We start from the raw sequence: 19,416 nt of genomic DNA, 5'->3' as shown, positions 1-19,416 counted from the left end.
CTTACTTCACCTCGATGCCCATGGAGCGGGCGGAGCCCAGGATGATCTGCATTGCGCCTTCGATGTCGTTGGCGTTCAGATCTTTCATCTTCGCTTCGGCGATTTCCTTGACCTGGGCCGCTGTCACGGTGCCCACAGTTTCACGCGAAGGGTTGTTCGCGCCGGATTTCACCTTGGCCGCTTTCTTCAGATAATAAGACGCGGGCGGCGTCTTGATATCCATGGCAAAGGATTTGTCCTGGTAGTAGGTGATCACGGTGGGGCATGGGGCGCCGGGCTCCATGTCTGCGGTCTTGGCGTTGAACGCCTTGCAGAATTCCATGATGTTGATGCCGCGCTGACCCAGTGCCGGACCAACCGGCGGGGAAGGGTTTGCCTGACCGGCGGGCACCTGCAATTTCATGGTGCCTGCGAGTTTCTTGGCCATGTGCCAATCTCCTGTTCAAACAGCCGTGGGACGCGTCCCTTGGCCTATGTTGATGTGGTGTGGTCCGAGCCTCGCGTGGCCCTCGCCTCCCACATGGGATGCTGCATAACGCAACAGGAGCGCCGATTACAGCGCTCCTGCTATGATTTCAAGGCCAATCTTGGCCCGCGACAATGGAGGGCGGTTTAGCCCTCTTCGAGGATCACGTCGAAGTTGACACGGCTGCCGGGCAGCCCCGCACCGCTGAGCGCACGAGACGGCGCGGCGATGATGATCTGCTCAGGTGCCACACCGCGACCCACCAGCATGGCCATCACGGCCTTGGCGCGCAGGAGACCGGTGTGGAACCCTTCGCGAGCCTGAATGTCGGACGAGTGGTGGCCTACAACGCGCAGACGGGCATGGGGGCATGCCATCGCGAGGTTTGCGAGGCTCAGCGCGGTTTCCAGATCATCCGCATGCAGCGATACCGACCGGGGCGCGTAGAAGAGCGCGGTGCCCTGAACGGCGCGCTCAAGCTCGACCACGCAAGAGGCGTTGGCCCATGGCTTGGGGGCGACGGGCGTGCGCACGGCCACGCGGGTCACTTCCTCGACGATCGAGAATTCGACACGGCGGTCATAGAACGAGCTGGGCTTGGGGCCGACGATGCCGGAGGGGCGTTGATCGCCCATGCCTTGTGCAAAGAACATGCTGGTGTCGATGCCACCGGCACCGATGCGCTGGATCACCTGCTGGGCGCGTGCCTCGCTCAGGCGGAGGTTGGCGGCGGGATCACCCGATGGATCCGAGTGCCCCTCGACGCGGATCTGCACACCGGGGCAGGATTGCGCGACCAGACCCAAGAGACGGCCCTGTTCGATGCCACCCTCATCAGCGGTCAACCCGCCGCTGGGGAAGTAGACGCGCGCCTGGCCTGCCAGGTTGCGCAGGTCGTCCATGCACTGTTCCTTGGCCTGCAACGCGGCACCGCCCGCAGTAAAGAACTGCGTGGAGGGCTGGGTCGTGGTCAGCGCGGCGAGGCGCTCTTCGGTGGTTTGTTCCGGGACCGCTGGCGCGGGCGCTGGAGCGGCGGCCAGAGGCTGCGTCAACGGCTCCACTGCGGGTTGCAGACCACCCAGAGCGTCGGTGCCGGTTGCCTGACGTGCCACGACTTCTTCCTGTGCGACGAGCGGGGCAGCGGCGGCAATTTGCGTGCTGACCGCCTGTGGTGCGCTGGCAGGCGCGGCCACTGCGGCGGGTTGCACGGCTGGCGCGACATAGACGGGTACGGGCGCTGTTTCAGCAACCTGTGTGTCGTTGCCACGGTCCAGAAAACCGGATGCTGCGAATGCAATTGCTGCGGACGGGACCAGCCACGGCAGGCTGTCCCTCACGTATTTCAAAATCATAATCGTCCCCCAAGATAAGCTGCTCAGCTCTGCGGTGCACATCTATATCGTGTGCCACTGACTATAAGTAGGCGTGAATCCGCCGCATTCGTCAACCGTTCTTGAAGGTTTTATTGGGGATTTGTGACATTCCGAAAGCGGACGTGAAGACGTGCGGGATCAAGGCTCTGAATTTCTTACAAAACCTGCCTATTCGCATTTTCGGGATATTCAAAATCAGAATATCCAACATCGCTCCGGCATAGAAAAACCCGCCGAAACTGGGCGGGTTTTCAAAATTTCACCGTTTCGGGTGTCAGATTTGCTTAGTGACCTGCGTGTATTCCAGCTCGACCGGTGTTTCGCGGCCAAAGATGGACACGGTGACCTTGAGGCGCTGGTTGTCGTCGTCGACCTCTTCGACCATGCCGTCGAAATCCTCGAACGGGCCGTCGTTGACCTTGACCTTTTCCCCGACCTCAAAGTGGATAAGCGTGCGCGGTGCTTCTTCGCCTTCCTGAACGCGGTTCAGGATCTGGTTCACCTCGGCATCACGCATCGGCATCGGGCGACCTTGCGGGCCCAGGAAACCGGTAACGCGGTTGATCGAGTTGATCAGGTGATAGCCCTGGTCGGACATTTCCATGTGCACCAGCACGTAGCCGGGCATGAAGCGGCGTTCGGTGGTGACCTTCTTGCCGCGCCGGACCTCGATGACCTCTTCGGTGGGCACCAGCACTTCGTCGATTTCATCCTCGAGGCCATTCTCTGCGACCGAGGTGCGGATTGTCTCTGCAATCTTTTTCTCGAAGTTCGAAAGCACGCTGACCGAATACCACCGTTTCGCCATGTGTCTCTTGGCCCCTTGCCTGTTCCGTTGTCGTTTTGGTGCCTGCGCACCCTGCCCTGAATAAAAATCGGCGCGGGGCTCGAATCGCCGCGCGCCTCTGTCAGGTCAGGCCTGCGGAATACTCCGCGTGATTTCAAAGTGCAAGAGGTGGGCCGGTTTTCCGGTCCTAGCCAAAGATCGTCAGGATCTGTTCCAGACCACCCCGGATCAAGATGTCGACGATCGCAAAGAACACCGCGGTGAGTGCCGCAAGGATAAAGACCATCACAGTGGTCAACAGCACCTCACGACGGGTGGGCCAAACGACCTTGGCGACTTCCGAGCGGACCTGCTGGATGAACTGGAGCGGATTGGTTGTGGCCATGATCTACGGGTTCCCTGATGCGGATGGACGGGATGTAACGACCACAGGGTCCAAGTTCAAGGATGGAATGCGCAAGGGGCCTCAGCCCTCTTGCACCATCCGGTCCAAACGGTGGCCCATGGCGGCGATATGCGCCGCCTCGGCGTCCTGCATGCCCTGGAAGTCGGGCATATAGAGCCCGTCGACCATACCGTCGGGGAACATGTCCAGTACACCATCCCAGCGGCAGGCAAAACGGTCGAGCCGGACCCGCAGTTGTTGTGCACGGGCAGGATCACGCGCCGCCACACGGTCGAGCCAGTTCAGAACGCCGCGCCAGATGCGGTCCGCGCCCAGCGTCATAAAAGCGCCGGTCACGACGGCGATGGTCAGAACGAGGCCAATCACGAACCAATGCGGCCGCACAACCAACAGCAAGAGCGTGCTGACCAGTGCAAGGTGCCGCGTCGAGGGCCGGAACGCGCGCAGGTGCACCAGACGCGCCCGGATGATGCCGGTGACATTCGGCAGGGCCAGACGGCGTTTGCGCGGCGCTGTCTCGGCGTTGTCCTGCAAGTCCGGCAGATCGGTGGCACGCCGACGGGGCGCATCACTAACGCTGCGCGAGACAAAGGCCGGTGGCGTCTCTTCGGGTGCTGTCGCTTGCGCCTTGACCGGCGCAGGTTTGGCCGGGGCTGCGACGTCTTCGGTCAGCAGGGAACGGATCATCGACATGGTCTCTTCCTCACTGGCTTCGTGGGACTGACCGGGGATCAAAGTATAAGTCATCAGCAGCATCCTTGCCCCTCAAACGGTGGGGCCTTCTGTTTACCAACCCGCGCAGAACGGGCCGTTTGTTACGTGTCCGCATTGCGGCGGATGGGGCAGAGGTACGGCGGCACTTTGTGCGCGGGGTGTCAGGGATATGGCGAAAATGTGGCACTGTTGGCGGTTTGGATACAGTGATGCCCAAGTGTCAGGATTGAGGGATGGGAGACGCGCAATTGCACAGCCCACGGCGTGCAGAAACGGGCCATACGTCCCGAAGACGTGCAGTTGATTCGAATTGTCCGGATTAGATTTTGGCAGGGGCAGCAGGGTTCGAACCCGCGACCTACGGTTTTGGAGACCGTCGCTCTACCAGCTGAGCTATACCCCTGCGGTGGAGGCGGGATATGCGATGGTCTGCGCAAGATCAAGGGCTGTTTGACACTGGGCGGGTGCGAAAATCGTGCACTTTGCACCAGCGGGCGCATCAGGAGGTAACCTGAACAAAAAAAGGCCGCTCGTTTCAGAGCGGCCTTTCCTGAATTCCAATGCGCGGCGCGGGTGGCCCCCACCGAACGGGTCGTCATTGCCGTAGGGCGGGGTTCACCCCGCCACGACGGGCGCAGACTTAGTCCGTGATCTTCGACACGACGCCGGCGCCGACGGTGCGGCCGCCTTCGCGGATCGCAAAGCGCAGACCGTTTTCCATCGCAATCGGGGCGATCAGCTCAACGCCAAACGACACGTTGTCACCCGGCATCACCATCTCCGTGCCCTCGGCCAGAACAACCGTGCCTGTCACGTCCGTCGTACGGAAGTAGAACTGCGGACGGTAGTTGGCGAAGAACGGCGTGTGACGGCCACCCTCTTCCTTGGTCAGGATGTAGGCTTCGGCTTCGAACTTGGTGTGTGGGTTCACGGAGCCGGGCTTGCACAGCACCTGGCCGCGCTCAACCGCTTCACGGTCGATACCACGCAGCAGCGCGCCGATGTTGTCGCCCGCTTCACCGCGGTCCAGCAGCTTGCGGAACATTTCAACGCCCGTGCAGGTCGTTTTCTGGGTGTCCTTGATGCCGACGATTTCGATCTCGTCGCCCACGTTGATCACGCCACGCTCGACACGACCGGTCACAACCGTACCACGACCGGAGATCGAGAACACGTCCTCGACCGGCATCAGGAACGGCTGGTCCACAGCACGCTCAGGCGTCGGGATGTAGTCGTCCACAGCCGCCATCAGCTCTTTGATCTTCTCTTCGCCGATCGCTTCGTCACGACCTTCCATCGCCGCCAGCGCGGAACCCGCGATGATGGGCGTGTCGTCGCCGGGGTACTCGTAGCTGTCCAGCAGCTCGCGCACTTCCATTTCGACCAGCTCCAGCAGCTCTTCGTCGTCGACCTGGTCCACTTTGTTCATGAACACGACGATCTTCGGGATGCCAACCTGGCGGCCCAGCAGGATGTGCTCGCGCGTTTGCGGCATCGGGCCGTCGGCGGCGTTCACAACCAGGATCGCGCCGTCCATCTGGGCGGCACCGGTGATCATGTTCTTGACGTAGTCCGCGTGGCCGGGGCAGTCGACGTGGGCGTAGTGACGCGCGTCGGTCTCGTATTCCACGTGCGCCGTCGAGATCGTGATCCCACGCGCTTTCTCTTCGGGCGCGCCGTCAATCTGGTCATAGGCCTGGAAGTCGCCAAAGTACTTCGTGATCGCCGCTGTCAGTGTCGTCTTGCCGTGGTCAACGTGGCCAATCGTGCCAATGTTAACGTGCGGCTTGTTACGCTCAAACTTTTCCTTTGCCATCTTCTCAGACGCCCTCTTTCAAATTGTGGGCTGCGTGCCCGGATTCACTCCGCGCGGCATGTATTGCGATTGGCTGGGAAAATCAAGGACCCTTAGGTCGCGTCATCAGGCGGGTTGAGCGTGGTTTGCACCGCTGCGGCAAAGCCGAGGATGGTCTGGTCGTAGTCCCGTTCGGCAGAGGGGCTGGTGGCCACGCCGATCACGCCCGGCAGGCGCACGGTCGCCGACGTTCCACGCAGCGGTTCGGGCCCAAACAACACCGCACCGGTGCGCGCATCCGTCGCCGTGATCTCGGCCTCGATGGCGCTGGGGCCACCAAAGGCAAAGGCAGATCCCGGCGAGGTCAGCACCACACGTTTCAGCCGCACCGTGACATTGGCGACAACGGTGCCTGTGGACGACAGTTGCCGGGCCACGGCGGTCCGCAGGTCACCCGCCACACGTTCGGGCGGCAGGGCAAATTCGCGTCCCTCGATGCCAGTAAAGGCAGATGTATCGACGATGACGGTATTGGCCTCGATCACGCGCGGTGCGGCAATCACTGGCGGTTCGGCGGCGTCCACGTTGGCGGTCAGCGCGGGTGGCGTTGCAGCGGCAGTAGTGGCTGTGGGTTCATCACAGGCGGTCAACATGCCCGCAGCGCCAAGGAAAACAAGAGATCGCAGCAGGGTCATGTCATCAGCCTTTTTGTAGAGAAATCAGGTGGGAGGCGCAGTTGCGCCTTCGGCGGCAACCGGGGCCGCGTTCTGTGCGTCTGGCGCGAACCAGCCCTGTTCGTTTTGTTGCCGCACGAGGAAGCGTTCGATGGCCTTGGCCGCGTTTTCGCTGAGCTCGGTCAGTTGCTCTTCGGCTGTCATGGTGTAGCCGGTGCCGATGATTGGCGCGGTGCCAAAGGTTTCGAGCACGGTGATCTGCTCGGGCTCGTCGTTCAGCTTTTTGCCCGCGGCATCATCCCAGACGGTGACGTTCAGGATCAGCGCGGATTTCGGCGCCAGCACCAGAGGGATGCCGGGCTGTGCCAGCACGTAGCCTTCGACAGAGATGCCAAAGTGATAGCGGCTGGTGCCTTCGTAGCGACCAAAGCGTGCGGTCACGGCGTCCTTGACCGAGGCCGTCAGCTGCTCTTCGGTCGCGGGGCGGCTGAGCGGGCCGCGCTGTGCGCTTTCGGCCAGGACGATGTTGTGTTCCAGGCGGAAGTCACCCAGCGGAACGGGTGGCTGATCGAGGTCCTTTGCACCGCTACAGGCCGCAACAACCGACAGCATCACCAAGGCAAACAAAGCACGCAACATCACAGATCTCTCCCACATCCAGTGCCTTAACCCGATAGCGCAGGTGCGACACAGGTGCAATTGTCCCGGTGACGGTCTGTCGGATATGTTGCCAAGGAGCCAAGGAGGGCATCATGTCCGACACAGCCGATCCGACCCGCCTGCCCGTCCGTGTCCCGCTGGTCAACGGCACATGGGGTGTCTGGAAGAGCCTGCGCGAGGGGCGGCGCAATGTCCTGCGCCTGATCCCTGAGATCGCCACATCCGAGCCGATCCTGTCGGGGCGCACCGGAAAGCGGTGGCACATGGTCATGGACCCCGGTGGCATTCGGCACATGCTGCTGGATCAATTGGACAATTACCCAAAGTCTCTGGTCACCAAGAACCTGTTGCGCCCTGCCATTGGCGAGTCGCTCTTTATCGCGGAGGGCGCGCATTGGCGCTGGCAACGGCGCACGGCGGCGCCTGCGTTCACCCATCGCAACATGATGAACCTGTCCCCGATCATGACAGCCGCCGCCGAACGCAGTGCTGCACGGGTGGCCGCCGCGGGGCCGCGCGCGGTCAACATGCTGGACGAGATGGTGACCACCACATTTGACGTGATTGCGGATGTGACCTTTTCCGGTGGGGCGGGCATGGACCGTGACGGGGTGCACAATGCGATCGACGACTATATCGCCGAGGCGGGCAAGATTTCCCTGCTGGATGTTCTGGGTGCACCGGATTGGGTGCCACGTCCGGGGCGGATGACCGCAGGCAAGGCCATGCGCGACACCAAGGTCCTCGCGGACCGCGCGATCGAGGCGCGCATGGCGCGCGGCGCGGGTGACATCCCGGACCTGCTGGACCTGTTGCTGGCGGGCGAAGACCCCAAGTCCGGGCGCAAGATGTCGACCGCTGAATTGCGCGACAACCTGTTGACTTTCATCGTGGCAGGGCATGAAACCACGGCGCTGACACTGGCGTGGTCGATGTATCTGGTCGCCTTTGACCCGGATGTGCAGGACCGCGCGCGGGTCGAGGCGCAGACCTGCCTGCAAGGCCGTGCGGCCACCGGGGACGACCTGACGCAATTGCCCTTTGTCCGCCAGATCGTGGACGAGGCGTTGCGCCTCTATCCACCGGCCGGGCTGGTGTCGCGCACCGCCATGGCAGACGACACGCTATGCGGACACGAGGTGCGCAAGGGCGATACCTGCATGATCCCGATCTATGCGCTGCACCGGTCCAAGCTGTTGTGGGAAGACCCGGATGCGTTCCACCCCGAGCGGTTCGCAGACCGCAAGGCCATCGACCGCTATGCCTACCTGCCCTTTGGCGACGGCCCGCGCATCTGCATCGGCGCGTCATTTGCGTTGCAAGAGGCGGTCATCATCCTGGCCACGCTGTTGTCGCGGTTCCGGTTCAAACCGGTGCAGGGCCGTGATCCGGACCCCGTTATGATCCTGACCTTGCGCCCCAATGGCGGCGTCTGGCTGACCGCAGACCCCGCCTAGTCGCAGATCGTCTGCAGGTCGGCCCATTGCGCGTCGGTGATGATCGGATCCCATGTCACGCCCCCCGGCTCCGCCGCACGGGCCGCGTCGATGCGGTCGGACAGCGTCGGATGCGTCAGGAAATGCGCAACGACGCCAGACTGATCGCCGTGCTCCGCCCGCAGTCGCTCAAACATGTCACCCAGTGCCGCCGGAGAAACACGTGCGTTTTCCAGCAGCTTATAGGCAAAGGTGTCCGCCGCCGCCTCTGCCGCCTGCGAGTAATGCGCGTCAATCAGCCGTTCAGTCAGAAACAGGACCACCGCCCCCCCGGCAAAGTCACCAAAGAGCAACCCCAACACACCGATGCTGCCCGCAGAGCGCAAGGCGTGGCGCGTGGGATCGCGGCTGACCACGTGGCCCAGTTCGTGCGCGAACACGGCGGCGACCTCTTCGGGTGTTTCGGCGGCGTCGATCAGCCCTCGAAAGAACACCACGTTGCCACCGGGCAGCGCAAAGGCGTTGATCATCGGATGGTTGAGCACATAGACCGACACCTCGGTCCCTTCGGGCATCGAGGGTTCAAAGGCGGCTTTCATGGCGGTCAGTGCGGCATGGCCCTGAGTGTCCTCGCACAGACCAAGCGGGCCAAGGGCGTCACTGCCCAGAGCGGAGCGGATTTGTTCGAACGTCGCATCGCCCAGCGCGCTTTCGGCACGGGCCGGGATGATATTGGCCAACTGGTCCGCCATCAGGGGGATCAGCACGCCAATCTGCAAGGCCACAGCCGCCACAGCCCCGGCAGCCCACATCGCCAGCCGACCGCGCCCCTTGGGCGGTGCAGATTTTTGCAGATGCGGCCAACGGGGCAGGTCGTTCAGATCCTGTACGTACAGTCGCGCCAATGGGTCATCCTTGAGCCGCAGAACCGCATCCCGCGCACCGGCGTGATCCTTGACCTGCCGGATGCCCGCAATGGGCCAGGACACCGTGTCACCGGTATCGTCCGTCATCACCAGCGCCTTGGCATCACCGGGCAGGGTCAGGGTGACGGCGCGGCCAAGGGCGCGGTCGCCATCGAAATATGTACCGTGTCGGGTCATATGGCGGCCCCCAGATCCAGCGCCTCGGCAAAGCCTTCGGCCTCGGCAAATTCGTCACGGGCGCGTTGGCTGACATCAGCCAGCCCATCGTGGGTCGGCAGTGACAGGGTGGACGCCATGTGGCGCATCAGCGGAAAGGTCACAAAGGTGTTGTAGACCACTGACCACATCAGAAAGACCGCGAAATACAGCACGACAGACATCAGGATCGACAGCCAGCGCGGCACAGTCGAGAACGCTCCGACATCCACGCCGCCCATCTGGCTGAGAATGGACGCGCCCAGAACCGGCATCATGAGCAGCATGATCAGGATTATGCCGAGGACCAGCACCAGATAGGCCAGTATCGTGCCACCCGCATAGATCCAGGCCACGCGGCCCGTCCGCAAGCTGGAAGCGAAGGTAATGCCCGGCGCAGTCTTGTGATCGGCCATCATGCGGCGCGCGCCAAAGATATAGTGCACCACCCCGTAGTAGAGACCAAAGGACAGCGGCAGCATCAGCCACATCCGCCACAGCCCCACCGTCGGGTCGGTTCCCACGCCTTCCAGGTCTGGCGTGGTGCCCGTCGCCCCGGCGATAAAGCCCCGCACAAACAGGTCAAAGGCGGGTCCAATCGGGTGCAACACCATAACCCACAGCGTCCACAGACCACAGGCCGCGACGACCAGTATCAGTGGCATCAAAGGCCGGTAGAGCATGGTCCAATGCCCCTCTTGGGTGAGGCGCGCAGATCCAAAGAAGGTTCGGTCCGTGCGGTATTTCTCCAGCAGGAACGTCATGCGCGGCCACAACAGCCCGGCGGTGCAGAGGGTCAGCGCCCAGTGCAGGCACGCGCGCCCCGCATAGCCCCACGCCCCCGGTTCCAACCCAAAGCGTACACCGCGCCAGCGGGTGCGTCCCAGCACGTAACGGCGCGCACGGTATCGGGCATAGAACCACAGTGGGATCACCCCGATAAAGCTGAGGAGGTAGCCCGCGAAATTGCCGTCAAACAGTGAAAAGCTGACAAACATCAGCAGCAGGTTCACCACACCGATGTAAAAGGTCAGGATCACCACCGCGATGAAGAAGCCCAACAGCTTTTCCCAAGGGTCGCCCACATATTCCATAGGGTGTCCGCCGGGACGGATGGATGACCAGAAATAGCGGCGCAGGCGGGTTTTCATCCAGAAGCGATAAAAACCCAGGGTCAGGATCGACCAAAACCCCAGCTTGAGCGCCAGCCAGAACACCGCGCCCTTGCGCCCGGTGAAACCAACGGTCAGCGCTCCGTCAGGTGAACTTGTTGTCGCGTGGGAAGCCCCTGGGGGCCATGCGCCCGGTTGCGGCCCGTTTTCCGCGCCACTCGGCGAGCTGGGTTTCGGTTCGGGTCCGTCCGGCTGGGTCGCGCCAGCTGAGCCCTTCTGCCAGGGTGAAGGTGGTTGCATCGCTCAGACCCCCGTCCTTGTACTTTTGCAGGCGCACGCCTTTGCCACGGCCCATCTCGGGCAGTTCGTCCAGCAGGAACACCAGCACCTTGCGGTTCTCGCCCACCACGGCCACGGCGTCGCCATCGACAGGTCGACACACGGCCATCTGGACGTCGCCGCGCACGTTCAGCACCTGTTTGCCGGTGCGGGTCTGGGCGATCACATCGTCTTCGGGCACGACAAAGCCATCGCCCGCCGTCGACGCCACCAACAGCTTGCGACCCGGCTTGTGCGTCAGCAGGGAATGTATCTGAACCTCGTTGGGCAGGTCGACCATCAGGCGCAACGGCTCGCCCATGCCCCGCCCGCCGGGCAGGTTCGAGGCGGACAGGGTATAAAACCGCCCATTCGTGCCCACCACGATCAACCGGTCCGTCGTCTCGGCGTGGAAGATAAAGCGCGGGCCGTCACCATCCTTGAACTTGAGCTCGCGGCCCAGGTCGATATGGCCCGTCATCGCGCGGATCCAGCCCATCTGGCTGCACACCACGGTGATCGGTTCGCGGTCGATCATCGCCTCAAGCGGGACGTCTTCGATCTCGCCCGCATCGGCAAAGGTCGTGCGCCGCGCGCCACCGGCATAGTCCTTGCCAAAGGTCTTTTTGGTCTCGCGCAACTGGTCAGCAATCGTGCGCCATTGCAGGTCGTCGCTTTCGAGCAGGTCCTCAAGACCGGCGCGTTCTTCCATCAATGCGGCCTGTTCGCGCAACAGCTCGATCTCTTCGAGACGGCGCAGGCTGCGCAGGCGCATGTTCAGGATCGCCTCGGCCTGCACATCGCTGAGTTCACCGTCACCCGGTGGTGGACCCACATAGTCGGCCCCGGACATGGCGCGCGCATGATCCTTGCCCCAATCCTCGCGCATCAGCGCGGCCTTGGGTTCGTCGTCATAACGGATAATGTCGATCACGCGGTCGAGGTTGAGAAAGGCGACGATCAGCCCTTCGAGCACCTCGAGGCGGTGGTCGATCTTTTCCATCCGGTGATGGCTGCGGCGGATCAGAACCTCGCGGCGGAAATCGAGGAAGGCGCGCAGCACTTCCTTCATCGAGCAGACCTTGGGTGTAACCCCGTCGATCAGCACGTTGAGGTTCAGGCTGAACCGGACCTCAAGATCGGAATTGCGGTACAGCATCCCCATCAGCACCTCGGGTGCCACGTTCTTGGATCGTGGTTCGAGGATCAGCCGGATGTCATCAGCAGATTCGTCGCGCACATCGGCGAGAATCGGAATTTTCTTGGTCTGGATCAGCTCTGCCAGCTTTTCGATCAGCTTGGATTTCTGAACCTGATAGGGGATCTCGGTGACAACGATCTGCCACTGCCCCCGGCCCAGATCCTCGACTTCGTACCGGCAGCGCAGGCGGAAGCCGCCCTTGCCCGTGCGGTAGGCCTGCGCGATCTGTTCAGCGGGTTCGACAATGATGCCGCCCGTGGGAAAGTCGGGGCCCGGCACATAGTTCAACAGCGTGTCATCGCGCGCATCGGGCGTTTTGATCAGGTGCAGACAGGCATCACAGAGTTCAGAGATATTGTGCGGCGGGATATTCGTCGCCATCCCCACCGCGATCCCGCTGGAGCCATTGGCCAGCAGGTTCGGAAATTCGGCGGGCAGCACCGCGGGTTCGGTCAGCGTGCCGTCGTAATTCTCGCGGAAATCCACCGCGTTCTCGTTCAGCCCGTTCAGCAACGCCTCGGCCACAGACGTCATCCGCGCCTCGGTATAGCGCGACGCGGCAGGGTTATCGCCGTCGATGTTGCCAAAATTGCCCTGGCCGTCGACCAGTGGGTAGCGGACATTGAAATCCTGCGCCAATCGCGCCATCGCGTCGTAAATCGCGGCGTCGCCATGGGGGTGATAATTGCCCATGACGTCGCCCGAAATCTTGGCCGACTTCCGGAACCCACCGTTCGAGGCCAGGCGCAATTCCCGCATCGCGAACAGAATCCGACGGTGTACGGGTTTGAGACCGTCCCGCGCATCGGGCAACGCTCGGTGCATGATCGTGCTGAGCGCATAGGTCAGATACCGTTCGCCCAGCGCGCGGCGCAACGGTTCGGATAGGTCCATATTGGGTGTGTCGGCCTGATCTGACATAGATGCTGTGTAGCGGGCAGGTGCGGGCCGAACAAGCCGCGAACGCAATTTACCCACAGTTACCGTGCTGTGCCGCCGCTTGGCCCCGAACAACGCGTTGCCCGGTGACAACAGAGGCGGCTCAGGGGGAAAAGCGGGCGAAGTTTAACAGTGATGTGAATCGGTCGGTCTGTTAACAAATAGATGTGCCATCAACGACTGCCGCGGCACATGAGACTATGTTGGGGGAGTAACTGGTATGGCCAGGTTCATTTTTGTGTCGTTCGTATTCATGGCCTGGGCCTTTTACGAGATGAGTGGTGGGGCGGATTTCGACCCTGATGCCACACGCCTCGCCCGCATTGACGCCCCCGTAACCGTCGAGGAAGAAAAGCTGGAGACGGTGATTGTCGCCGCCGAGCCTGCGCCGGTGCCCGAAAACGTCACGCGCGTTGCGCTGAACCTGACGGCTGTGGATGAAGTTTTGCGCCCCGCACCGACCCTGCGCACAACCCCGGCCAAGGTGACACCTGCCGTCGAGGCCGCTGTGACCGAAGCGTTGAGCGAAGAGACCCCAGCGATCATCCTGCCGAGCCTTGTGACCGATGCTGCGATCATCACCCCGGTCGAATTTGGTGCCACCGGCGCGCGCCCTGCAGTGAATGAAGATGCCACCGTGCGGTCGGTCACCGGCAACCGTGTCAATGTGCGTGGCGGCCCTGGCACAGGCTATTCCATCGTGTCGCGCCTGACACGCGGTGCCGAGGTCGAGATCCTGCAAGATCCCGGCGAGGGTTGGGTCAAGATGCGCCCGGTCACAGGTGGCCCCGTCGGCTGGATGGCGGATTTCCTTCTCAGCGAAGGCTGATTGGCATCGACCTTTGCGGGCGCTACACAGCGCCTGTTCAAAGCGGAGATGCGCCATGCCTCAGAAATCCATACTGATCACCGGGTGTTCGTCTGGCATCGGCTATGCGTCGGCACTTGGATTGCGCGACGCGGGGTGGCGTGTGTTTGCCGCCTGCCGCAAGCAGGCCGACTGCGACCGCCTGATCGAGGACGGGTTTGAAAGCCCGCTGATCGACTATGAAGCCCCCGATACAATTGAACAGGGCCTGTCCGACGTGCTGGCCGCCACCGGTGGCACGCTTGATGCGCTGTTCAACAATGGTGCCTACGGTGTGCCCGGCGCCGTCGAAGACCTGCCCACGGACGCCTTGCGCGCGATTTTCGAGGCGAATTTCTTTGGCTGGCACACGCTGACGCGGGCCGTGATCCCGGTGATGCGAGCGCAGGGGCACGGTCGGATTGTTCAATGTTCGTCGGTGCTTGGCTTTGTCACGATGCCCTGGCGCGGGGCCTACAACAGCACCAAGTTCGCCCTTGAAGGCCTCAGTGACACCCTGCGGATCGAGCTGCGCGACACACCCATCCACGTGGTGCTGATCGAACCCGGTCCTGTCACCAGCCGCATCCGCGCCAATTCCATTCCGCATTTCGAACGCTGGATTGATTGGGAGGCCTCGCCAAGGGCCGAACAGTACCGCACCGGTTTGCGCAAACGTCTTTATGAGGACAACGGCCCCGACACGTTCGAATTGCCGCCCGAAGCGGTGGTGCGCAAGCTGCGGCACGCAGTTGAGGCCGCCCGCCCCCGTCCGCGATATTATGTGACTACGCCCACCTACATCATGGGCACGCTGCGCCGCGTCCTGCCCACCCGTGCGCTGGATTGGGTGCTGTCACGGGGGTGACCGAACGACACGTTCGCTTTTGTCCGCCCGCCCGCTACATCTGCGCTAGGCAGAGGTAGAGGGGACCGAAGGAATGGGGCAAGACCCGCTGTTTATCCTGATCGCATTGGTGTGCCTTGCGGTTGTGGCCGTGTTGATGCTGGGGCTTGGCGGTTTTGCCAAGGGCTCCGGCTGGGCGCAGAAAAACTCGAACAAGTTGATGCGTTACCGGATCGGGGCGCAATTTGTGGCCGTCCTGCTGATCATGCTCTACGTGCTGCTGCGCAATAACGGAGGTTAGGCACGTGGTTGTCCTGAGCAAGATTTATACCAAGACCGGCGACGCCGGTGAAACCGCACTGGGCAACGGCGCGCGCGTGGCCAAACATGCGATGCGCGTGACGGCCTATGGGACGGCGGACGAGCTGAACAGCTTTCTCGGGGTGGCGCGATTGGCGGCCACCGGGGATGTGGACGCCGCACTGGGGCGCATTCAAAACGACCTATTCGATCTGGGAGCGGATCTATGTCGCCCCGACATGGAAAAGGACGCCGAGGTCGAATACCAACCCCTGCGGATGGTCGATGCCCAGGTGGACCGGCTGGAAAGCGAGATCGACGCGATGAACGCCAAGCTTGAGCCGCTGCGCAGCTTTATCCTGCCGGGCGGGTCTGCGTTGTCGGCGCATCTGCATGTGTGCCGGACCGTGGCGCGGCGTGCCGAACGTCTGGCCGTGGAACTGGCGACGATGGAGGCGATCAACCCCGCCGCAGTGAAATACCTCAACCGTCTCAGCGACTGGTTCTTTGTGGCGGCGCGCATCGCCAACAATGGCGGCAAGGACGACGTGTTGTGGGTTCCGGGTGCGAACCGCGGCTGAGGCAACGGGTCACAAAACACCGCGCGGCACGCTGCCCATGTTCGGCGTGCGGCGACACACTTGGGAAACATTCTTTCCCTTTAAACCCCAAACGCGGCGTCGTTGTTGCGTGACGTGACGATTTTGTCCTGTTGCCGTAACGACGGGTTGGGTAAACCAACCGGGACCAATTATCTCGCTTGGCGAAGATGAGTCGAAATCTGGCCGTTCTGGACGGTCTGAATATAGAAGAGAGGAACGTTCATGAAGGTGCTGGTGCCTGTCAAACGCGTGATCGACTACAACGTGAAAGTGCGCGTCAAAGCGGACGGATCGGGTGTGGATCTCGCCAATGTGAAAATGTCGATGAACCCGTTTGACGAGATTGCCGTCGAACAGGCCATCCGCCTGAAAGAAGCCGGTCAGGCCGACGAAATCGTCGCCGTTTCGGTGGGCGTCAAGCAGGCGCAGGAAACACTGCGCACGGCACTGGCGATGGGCGCCGACCGCGCAATCCTGGTGATTGCCGCCGACGACGTCCACACCGACATCGAGCCGCTAACCGTTGCCAAGATCCTCAAAGGCATCATCGACGAAGAGCAGCCCGGCCTCGTGCTGTGCGGCAAGCAGGCGATCGACAACGACATGAACGCCACCGGCCAGATGCTGTCCGCCCTCATGGGCTGGAGCCAGGCCACATTCGCCTCGGACGTCGAGATCGCAGGCGACAAGGCCAAGGTCACACGCGAAGTGGACGGCGGTTTGCAGACCATCGAGGTCAACATGCCCACCGTCATCACCGTCGACCTGCGCCTGAACGAACCGCGCTACGCGTCGCTGCCCAACATCATGAAGGCCAAGAAAAAGCCTTTGGATGAGAAAACCGCCGCCGACTACGGCGTCGACGCAGCGCCGCGCCTTGAGATCGTGAAAACGACAGAGCCCGAGGCACGCGCCGCAGGCATCAAGGTGGGTTCGGTCGAAGAACTCGTGTCGAAACTCAAAGAAGCGGGGGCTGTGTAATGGCTGTTCTACTTCTCGCAGAAATCAACGATGGCGAACTGGCGATGGACGCAACGGCCAAGGCCGTGACGGCATCGACCACATTGGGTGACGTTGTTGTGCTGGCCGCTGGTGCCACATGCGCCGCCGCCGCCGCAGAGGCCGCAACAATCGCCGGTGTGTCCAAGGTGCTGTGCGCCGAAGACGCCGTGTACGGCAAACGTCTGGCCGAGCCTGTGGCCGATCTGATCGTGTCGCTGGCGGGTGACTACGAACACATCGTCGCCCCTGCCACCACCGACGCCAAGAACGTGATGCCGCGCGTCGCGGCCCTGCTCGATGCGATGGTGATCTCGGACGCCACAGCCGTGGTCGACGCCAACACATTCGAACGCCCGATCTATGCGGGCAACGCGATCCAGACCGTGAAATCGGGTGACGGCAAGAAAGTCATCACCTTCCGCACATCGACATTCGATGCGGCGGCCACGGGTGGCTCTGCCTCGGTCGAGAACATCGCCGCCGCCGCAGATCCCGCCCTGTCGTCCTGGGTCGAAGACAAGGTTGCCGCAAGCGACCGCCCCGAGCTCACATCGGCTGGTGTGGTTGTGTCCGGTGGTCGTGGTGTCGGGTCCGAAGACGACTTTGCCCTGATCGAGAAACTGGCCGACAAACTGGGTGCCGCCGTCGGAGCATCCCGTGCTGCGGTCGATTCGGGCTATGCGCCGAACGACTGGCAGGTTGGCCAAACCGGCAAAGTGGTTGCACCCGACCTCTATGTCGCCGTCGGCATCTCGGGCGCCATTCAGCACCTTGCAGGCATGAAAGACTCCAAAGTCATCGTCGCCATCAACAAGGACGAAGAAGCGCCGATCTTCCAGGTCGCAGACTACGGTCTGGTGGCTGACCTGTTCGACGCCGTACCAGAGATGATCGAAAAACTCTGATCGCACAGAGACAAGTAAAACAAAGGGCCCGCGTCATGATCGACGCGGGCCCTTTTGCATTCATCGCAGCGCCTCAAGGGCCGGAACCAGCGCGCGGGATATCTCGTGATGGGCGTGCAGCCCCAGCATCTGCGCCGCTGCCGGTGCCTCGGTTTCGGAAAACACCATGCCGTCTGTCCCCGCCTCAATGGCATCCTCCGAGGCGACAACCTCGACGTAATCCGTGGCCATCGGCACCACCTTGTCCAGCATCGCCCGCGTGACAAAGGCCGGATCGGCATCAATGTCCTCGCCCACATCCTCGGGGGCCACGTCGCTGGCCCAGAGCAGGATCGTCTTGCCTGGTATCTGGCTCAGCACCAGACGCATCCGCGCGACCCACGCCGTCTGCAATTCCTCGATGACCGGTTGGAACCTTTCCGGCGACACCAGGCACAGCCGTTTGAGCATGTGATTGGTAAAGTTGAACTCGGTAAAGTCGATGTCGCGATAGATCGCACGCAGCAGCGCGGATGCCTCGACAAAGCGGTCATTGCGGCGCGGATGCACCCGGTAGAACCGATTGGACATGTTACGCGGGCTGGTGATCTGGATCACCGTCGCCGCCGCCATGCCCGTCACCTCGCGCAGATACGGGTCGGTTGCGTAAACATCCACGCCTCCGTTCACGCTGCCAAAGTTAACGCATGTCGTCCCGATCCGGGACTCCACCAACTCGGCAAACGGCGTCCGAATGAACTTGCCATATGTCGTTGTGCCGCCAAAAAACGCGATGAACGGCGCATCCAGTGACCGTCGCGGCCCGCGGAACAAAACCTTGGAATTGCCATACCTGCACGGCAGATAGTCGAGCCCGCCTGGACCCAGTGCTTCAAAACTCATGAGACCCACTCTCAATTTTTACCCAGCACCAGATTGCCAGCAGCCGATTGCCATTTCCCTAATGGAAAGTGACCATTTTGGGGCAACGGCAACACTTGCCCCCGCATCGGCCCTGCCCCTATGGTGCAACCACCGTCAGAAAGGACAATCATGGACGTCAGGACCGTAGGAATCGTGGGCGCAGGACAAATGGGCAATGGCATTGCCCACGTGATGTCACTGGCCGGGTATGACGTGCTGTTGAACGACGTCTCTGACGAGGCGCTCAAGACAGCCATGACGGTGATCGACCGCAACCTCGAGCGTCAGGTCAGCCGCGAAAAGATTTCCGCCGACGAAAAAGCGGCCGCCATGGGCCGTATTCTGACAACACCGACCCTGAGCGAGCTGGGCCGCACCGATCTGGTGATCGAGGCCGCGACAGAGCGCGAAACCGTCAAACAGGCCATTTTCGAAGACCTGTTGCCCCACCTGCAACCCCACACGATCCTCACGTCGAACACGTCTTCGATTTCGATCACCCGTTTGGCCAGCCGGACGGACCGGCCGGAAAAGTTCATGGGGTTCCACTTCATGAACCCGGTGCCGGTGATGCAACTGGTCGAGCTGATCCGCGGCATCGCCACAGATTCCGAGACATTCGAGGCCTGCAAGGCCGTTGTGGCGAACCTGGGCAAAACCGCTGCCACCGCCGAGGATTTCCCGGCCTTTATCGTGAACCGCATCCTGATGCCGATGATCAACGAGGCGGTCTATACGCTCTACGAAGGTGTCGGGTCGGTCATGTCCATCGATTCGTCGATGAAACTGGGCGCCAATCACCCGATGGGGCCGCTGGAATTGGCCGATTTCATTGGTCTGGACACGTGTCTCGCGATCATGAACGTGCTGCATGATGGGCTGGCAGATACCAAATACCGGCCCTGCCCGCTGTTGACCAAATACGTCGAGGCCGGGTGGCTGGGGCGCAAGACGAAACGCGGGTTCTATGACTACCGGGGCGACACGCCCGTGCCGACACGCTGACCG

General features: G+C 62.1%; 20 protein-coding genes and 1 tRNA gene. 8 read left to right on the top strand and 13 right to left on the bottom strand.

Annotated features, from left to right (window positions below; translation table 11 throughout):
- Position 1: 1 nt before the first annotated feature.
- From rplK to Q0936_RS13395, 9 genes are all read right to left on the bottom strand, one after another.
- Positions 2-427, bottom strand: coding sequence for a 50S ribosomal protein L11 (gene rplK, locus Q0936_RS13435; protein ID WP_189370389.1), 426 nt, complete (start codon positions 425-427; stop codon positions 2-4).
- 185 nt (positions 428-612) lie between these two features.
- Positions 613-1,818, bottom strand: coding sequence for an OmpA family protein (locus Q0936_RS13430; RefSeq protein ID WP_299294477.1), 1,206 nt, complete (start codon positions 1,816-1,818; stop codon positions 613-615).
- A 295-nt stretch (positions 1,819-2,113) separates the two neighbouring features.
- Positions 2,114-2,647: a transcription termination/antitermination protein NusG gene (nusG, locus tag Q0936_RS13425; RefSeq protein ID WP_299142510.1), complete on the bottom strand. Its 534-nt coding sequence runs from the start codon at positions 2,645-2,647 to the stop codon at positions 2,114-2,116.
- A 166-nt stretch (positions 2,648-2,813) separates the two neighbouring features.
- The gene (gene secE, locus Q0936_RS13420) at positions 2,814-3,011 is read right to left on the bottom strand and encodes a preprotein translocase subunit SecE (RefSeq protein ID WP_299142512.1); all 198 of its coding nucleotides are present in this window, start codon (positions 3,009-3,011) and stop codon (positions 2,814-2,816) included.
- Between the two features lie 81 nt (positions 3,012-3,092).
- Positions 3,093-3,779 carry a hypothetical protein gene (locus Q0936_RS13415; protein WP_299378185.1) on the bottom strand — a complete coding sequence of 229 codons (687 nt, stop codon included), beginning with the start codon at positions 3,777-3,779 and terminating at the stop codon, positions 3,093-3,095.
- A gap of 294 nt (positions 3,780-4,073) precedes the next feature.
- A tRNA-Trp gene (locus Q0936_RS13410) sits at positions 4,074-4,149 on the bottom strand.
- Between the two features lie 237 nt (positions 4,150-4,386).
- Entirely contained in the window at positions 4,387-5,562 is a 1,176-nt protein-coding gene (tuf, locus tag Q0936_RS13405; RefSeq protein WP_299378182.1) for an elongation factor Tu, read from the bottom strand.
- A 92-nt stretch (positions 5,563-5,654) separates the two neighbouring features.
- A complete protein-coding gene (locus tag Q0936_RS13400; RefSeq protein ID WP_299294938.1) occupies positions 5,655-6,236 on the bottom strand; it encodes a hypothetical protein in 582 nt (193 codons plus the stop codon).
- 24 nt (positions 6,237-6,260) lie between these two features.
- On the bottom strand, positions 6,261-6,854 hold the full coding sequence (locus Q0936_RS13395) for a hypothetical protein (protein WP_299294940.1): 594 nt from the start codon (positions 6,852-6,854) through the stop codon (positions 6,261-6,263).
- Positions 6,855-6,967: 113 nt separating this feature from the next.
- On the opposite strand from Q0936_RS13395, the gene Q0936_RS13390 reads away from it, so the two are divergent.
- Positions 6,968-8,332 carry a cytochrome P450 gene (locus Q0936_RS13390; protein WP_299294942.1) on the top strand — a complete coding sequence of 455 codons (1,365 nt, stop codon included), beginning with the start codon at positions 6,968-6,970 and terminating at the stop codon, positions 8,330-8,332.
- On the opposite strand, the gene Q0936_RS13385 is transcribed toward Q0936_RS13390, so the two are convergent.
- The 3 genes from Q0936_RS13385 to Q0936_RS13375 are packed head-to-tail and all read right to left on the bottom strand — an operon-like array spanning position 8,329 to position 12,984.
- Positions 8,329-9,414, bottom strand: coding sequence for a M48 family metallopeptidase (locus tag Q0936_RS13385; RefSeq protein WP_299294944.1), 1,086 nt, complete (start codon positions 9,412-9,414; stop codon positions 8,329-8,331). The two genes, Q0936_RS13390 and Q0936_RS13385, sit on opposite strands and share 4 nt — an antisense overlap.
- On the bottom strand, positions 9,411-10,682 hold the full coding sequence (locus Q0936_RS13380; RefSeq protein WP_299295109.1) for a DUF898 family protein: 1,272 nt from the start codon (positions 10,680-10,682) through the stop codon (positions 9,411-9,413). The genes Q0936_RS13385 and Q0936_RS13380 overlap by 4 nt, the downstream gene beginning before the upstream one ends.
- Before the next feature lie 7 nt (positions 10,683-10,689).
- Positions 10,690-12,984, bottom strand: coding sequence for a DNA topoisomerase IV subunit A (locus Q0936_RS13375; protein ID WP_299294946.1), 2,295 nt, complete (start codon positions 12,982-12,984; stop codon positions 10,690-10,692).
- A gap of 238 nt (positions 12,985-13,222) precedes the next feature.
- Here Q0936_RS13375 and Q0936_RS13370 point away from each other — a divergent pair, with 238 nt between their 5' ends.
- The 6 genes from Q0936_RS13370 (at position 13,223) to Q0936_RS13345 (ending at position 17,505) form a co-directional block, all read left to right on the top strand.
- Entirely contained in the window at positions 13,223-13,831 is a 609-nt protein-coding gene (locus Q0936_RS13370; RefSeq protein WP_299142530.1) for an SH3 domain-containing protein, read from the top strand.
- A 55-nt stretch (positions 13,832-13,886) separates the two neighbouring features.
- Entirely contained in the window at positions 13,887-14,717 is an 831-nt protein-coding gene (locus Q0936_RS13365; protein WP_299294948.1) for an SDR family NAD(P)-dependent oxidoreductase, read from the top strand.
- A 73-nt stretch (positions 14,718-14,790) separates the two neighbouring features.
- Positions 14,791-14,997 (top strand): twin transmembrane helix small protein, encoded by a 207-nt coding sequence (locus Q0936_RS13360; RefSeq protein ID WP_299142536.1) that lies wholly within the window; start codon positions 14,791-14,793, stop codon positions 14,995-14,997.
- 4 nt (positions 14,998-15,001) lie between these two features.
- The gene (locus tag Q0936_RS13355) at positions 15,002-15,577 is read left to right on the top strand and encodes a cob(I)yrinic acid a,c-diamide adenosyltransferase (protein WP_299294950.1); all 576 of its coding nucleotides are present in this window, start codon (positions 15,002-15,004) and stop codon (positions 15,575-15,577) included.
- Between the two features lie 243 nt (positions 15,578-15,820).
- Entirely contained in the window at positions 15,821-16,579 is a 759-nt protein-coding gene (locus tag Q0936_RS13350; RefSeq protein WP_299142541.1) for an electron transfer flavoprotein subunit beta/FixA family protein, read from the top strand.
- A complete protein-coding gene (locus Q0936_RS13345; RefSeq protein WP_299294952.1) occupies positions 16,579-17,505 on the top strand; it encodes an FAD-binding protein in 927 nt (308 codons plus the stop codon). Before Q0936_RS13350 ends, Q0936_RS13345 begins: the two co-directional genes overlap by 1 nt.
- Positions 17,506-17,565: 60 nt before the next feature.
- Here Q0936_RS13345 and Q0936_RS13340 read toward each other — a convergent pair whose 3' ends face one another.
- On the bottom strand, positions 17,566-18,387 hold the full coding sequence (locus tag Q0936_RS13340) for a DUF6473 family protein (RefSeq protein WP_299142547.1): 822 nt from the start codon (positions 18,385-18,387) through the stop codon (positions 17,566-17,568).
- Positions 18,388-18,537: 150 nt separating this feature from the next.
- Here Q0936_RS13340 and Q0936_RS13335 point away from each other — a divergent pair, with 150 nt between their 5' ends.
- Positions 18,538-19,413, top strand: a complete 876-nt coding sequence (locus tag Q0936_RS13335) for a 3-hydroxybutyryl-CoA dehydrogenase (protein WP_299142549.1) — start codon at positions 18,538-18,540, stop codon at positions 19,411-19,413.
- The last annotated feature ends 3 nt before the right edge of the window (positions 19,414-19,416 follow it).

This window comes from uncultured Tateyamaria sp. (assembly GCF_947488715.1).
Lineage (GTDB): Bacteria > Pseudomonadota > Alphaproteobacteria > Rhodobacterales > Rhodobacteraceae > Tateyamaria.
The sequence above is the reverse complement of the archived record's forward strand: the minus strand, read 5'-3'. Positions and strand labels throughout refer to the sequence as shown.

Bases quoted from the DNA above. Each gene is read 5' to 3' on its own strand.
- Q0936_RS13360 (WP_299142536.1), top strand. From the start codon at position 14,791: ATGGGGCAAGACCCGCTGTTTATCCTGATCGCATTGGTGTGCCTTGCG.
- Q0936_RS13430 (WP_299294477.1), bottom strand. From the start codon at position 1,818: ATGATTTTGAAATACGTGAGGGACAGCCTGCCGTGGCTGGTCCCGTCC.
- Q0936_RS13395 (WP_299294940.1), bottom strand. From the start codon at position 6,854: ATGTTGCGTGCTTTGTTTGCCTTGGTGATGCTGTCGGTTGTTGCGGCC.
- Q0936_RS13370 (WP_299142530.1), top strand. From the start codon at position 13,223: ATGGCCAGGTTCATTTTTGTGTCGTTCGTATTCATGGCCTGGGCCTTT.
- nusG (WP_299142510.1), bottom strand. From the start codon at position 2,647: ATGGCGAAACGGTGGTATTCGGTCAGCGTGCTTTCGAACTTCGAGAAA.
- rplK (WP_189370389.1), bottom strand. From the start codon at position 427: ATGGCCAAGAAACTCGCAGGCACCATGAAATTGCAGGTGCCCGCCGGT.
- Q0936_RS13375 (WP_299294946.1), bottom strand. From the start codon at position 12,984: ATGTCAGATCAGGCCGACACACCCAATATGGACCTATCCGAACCGTTG.
- tuf (WP_299378182.1), bottom strand. From the start codon at position 5,562: ATGGCAAAGGAAAAGTTTGAGCGTAACAAGCCGCACGTTAACATTGGC.
- Q0936_RS13400 (WP_299294938.1), bottom strand. From the start codon at position 6,236: ATGACCCTGCTGCGATCTCTTGTTTTCCTTGGCGCTGCGGGCATGTTG.
- Q0936_RS13350 (WP_299142541.1), top strand. From the start codon at position 15,821: ATGAAGGTGCTGGTGCCTGTCAAACGCGTGATCGACTACAACGTGAAA.
- Q0936_RS13340 (WP_299142547.1), bottom strand. From the start codon at position 18,387: ATGAGTTTTGAAGCACTGGGTCCAGGCGGGCTCGACTATCTGCCGTGC.
- secE (WP_299142512.1), bottom strand. From the start codon at position 3,011: ATGGCCACAACCAATCCGCTCCAGTTCATCCAGCAGGTCCGCTCGGAA.
- Q0936_RS13390 (WP_299294942.1), top strand. From the start codon at position 6,968: ATGTCCGACACAGCCGATCCGACCCGCCTGCCCGTCCGTGTCCCGCTG.
- Q0936_RS13365 (WP_299294948.1), top strand. From the start codon at position 13,887: ATGCCTCAGAAATCCATACTGATCACCGGGTGTTCGTCTGGCATCGGC.
- Q0936_RS13335 (WP_299142549.1), top strand. From the start codon at position 18,538: ATGGACGTCAGGACCGTAGGAATCGTGGGCGCAGGACAAATGGGCAAT.
- Q0936_RS13385 (WP_299294944.1), bottom strand. From the start codon at position 9,414: ATGACCCGACACGGTACATATTTCGATGGCGACCGCGCCCTTGGCCGC.
- Q0936_RS13415 (WP_299378185.1), bottom strand. From the start codon at position 3,779: ATGACTTATACTTTGATCCCCGGTCAGTCCCACGAAGCCAGTGAGGAA.
- Q0936_RS13345 (WP_299294952.1), top strand. From the start codon at position 16,579: ATGGCTGTTCTACTTCTCGCAGAAATCAACGATGGCGAACTGGCGATG.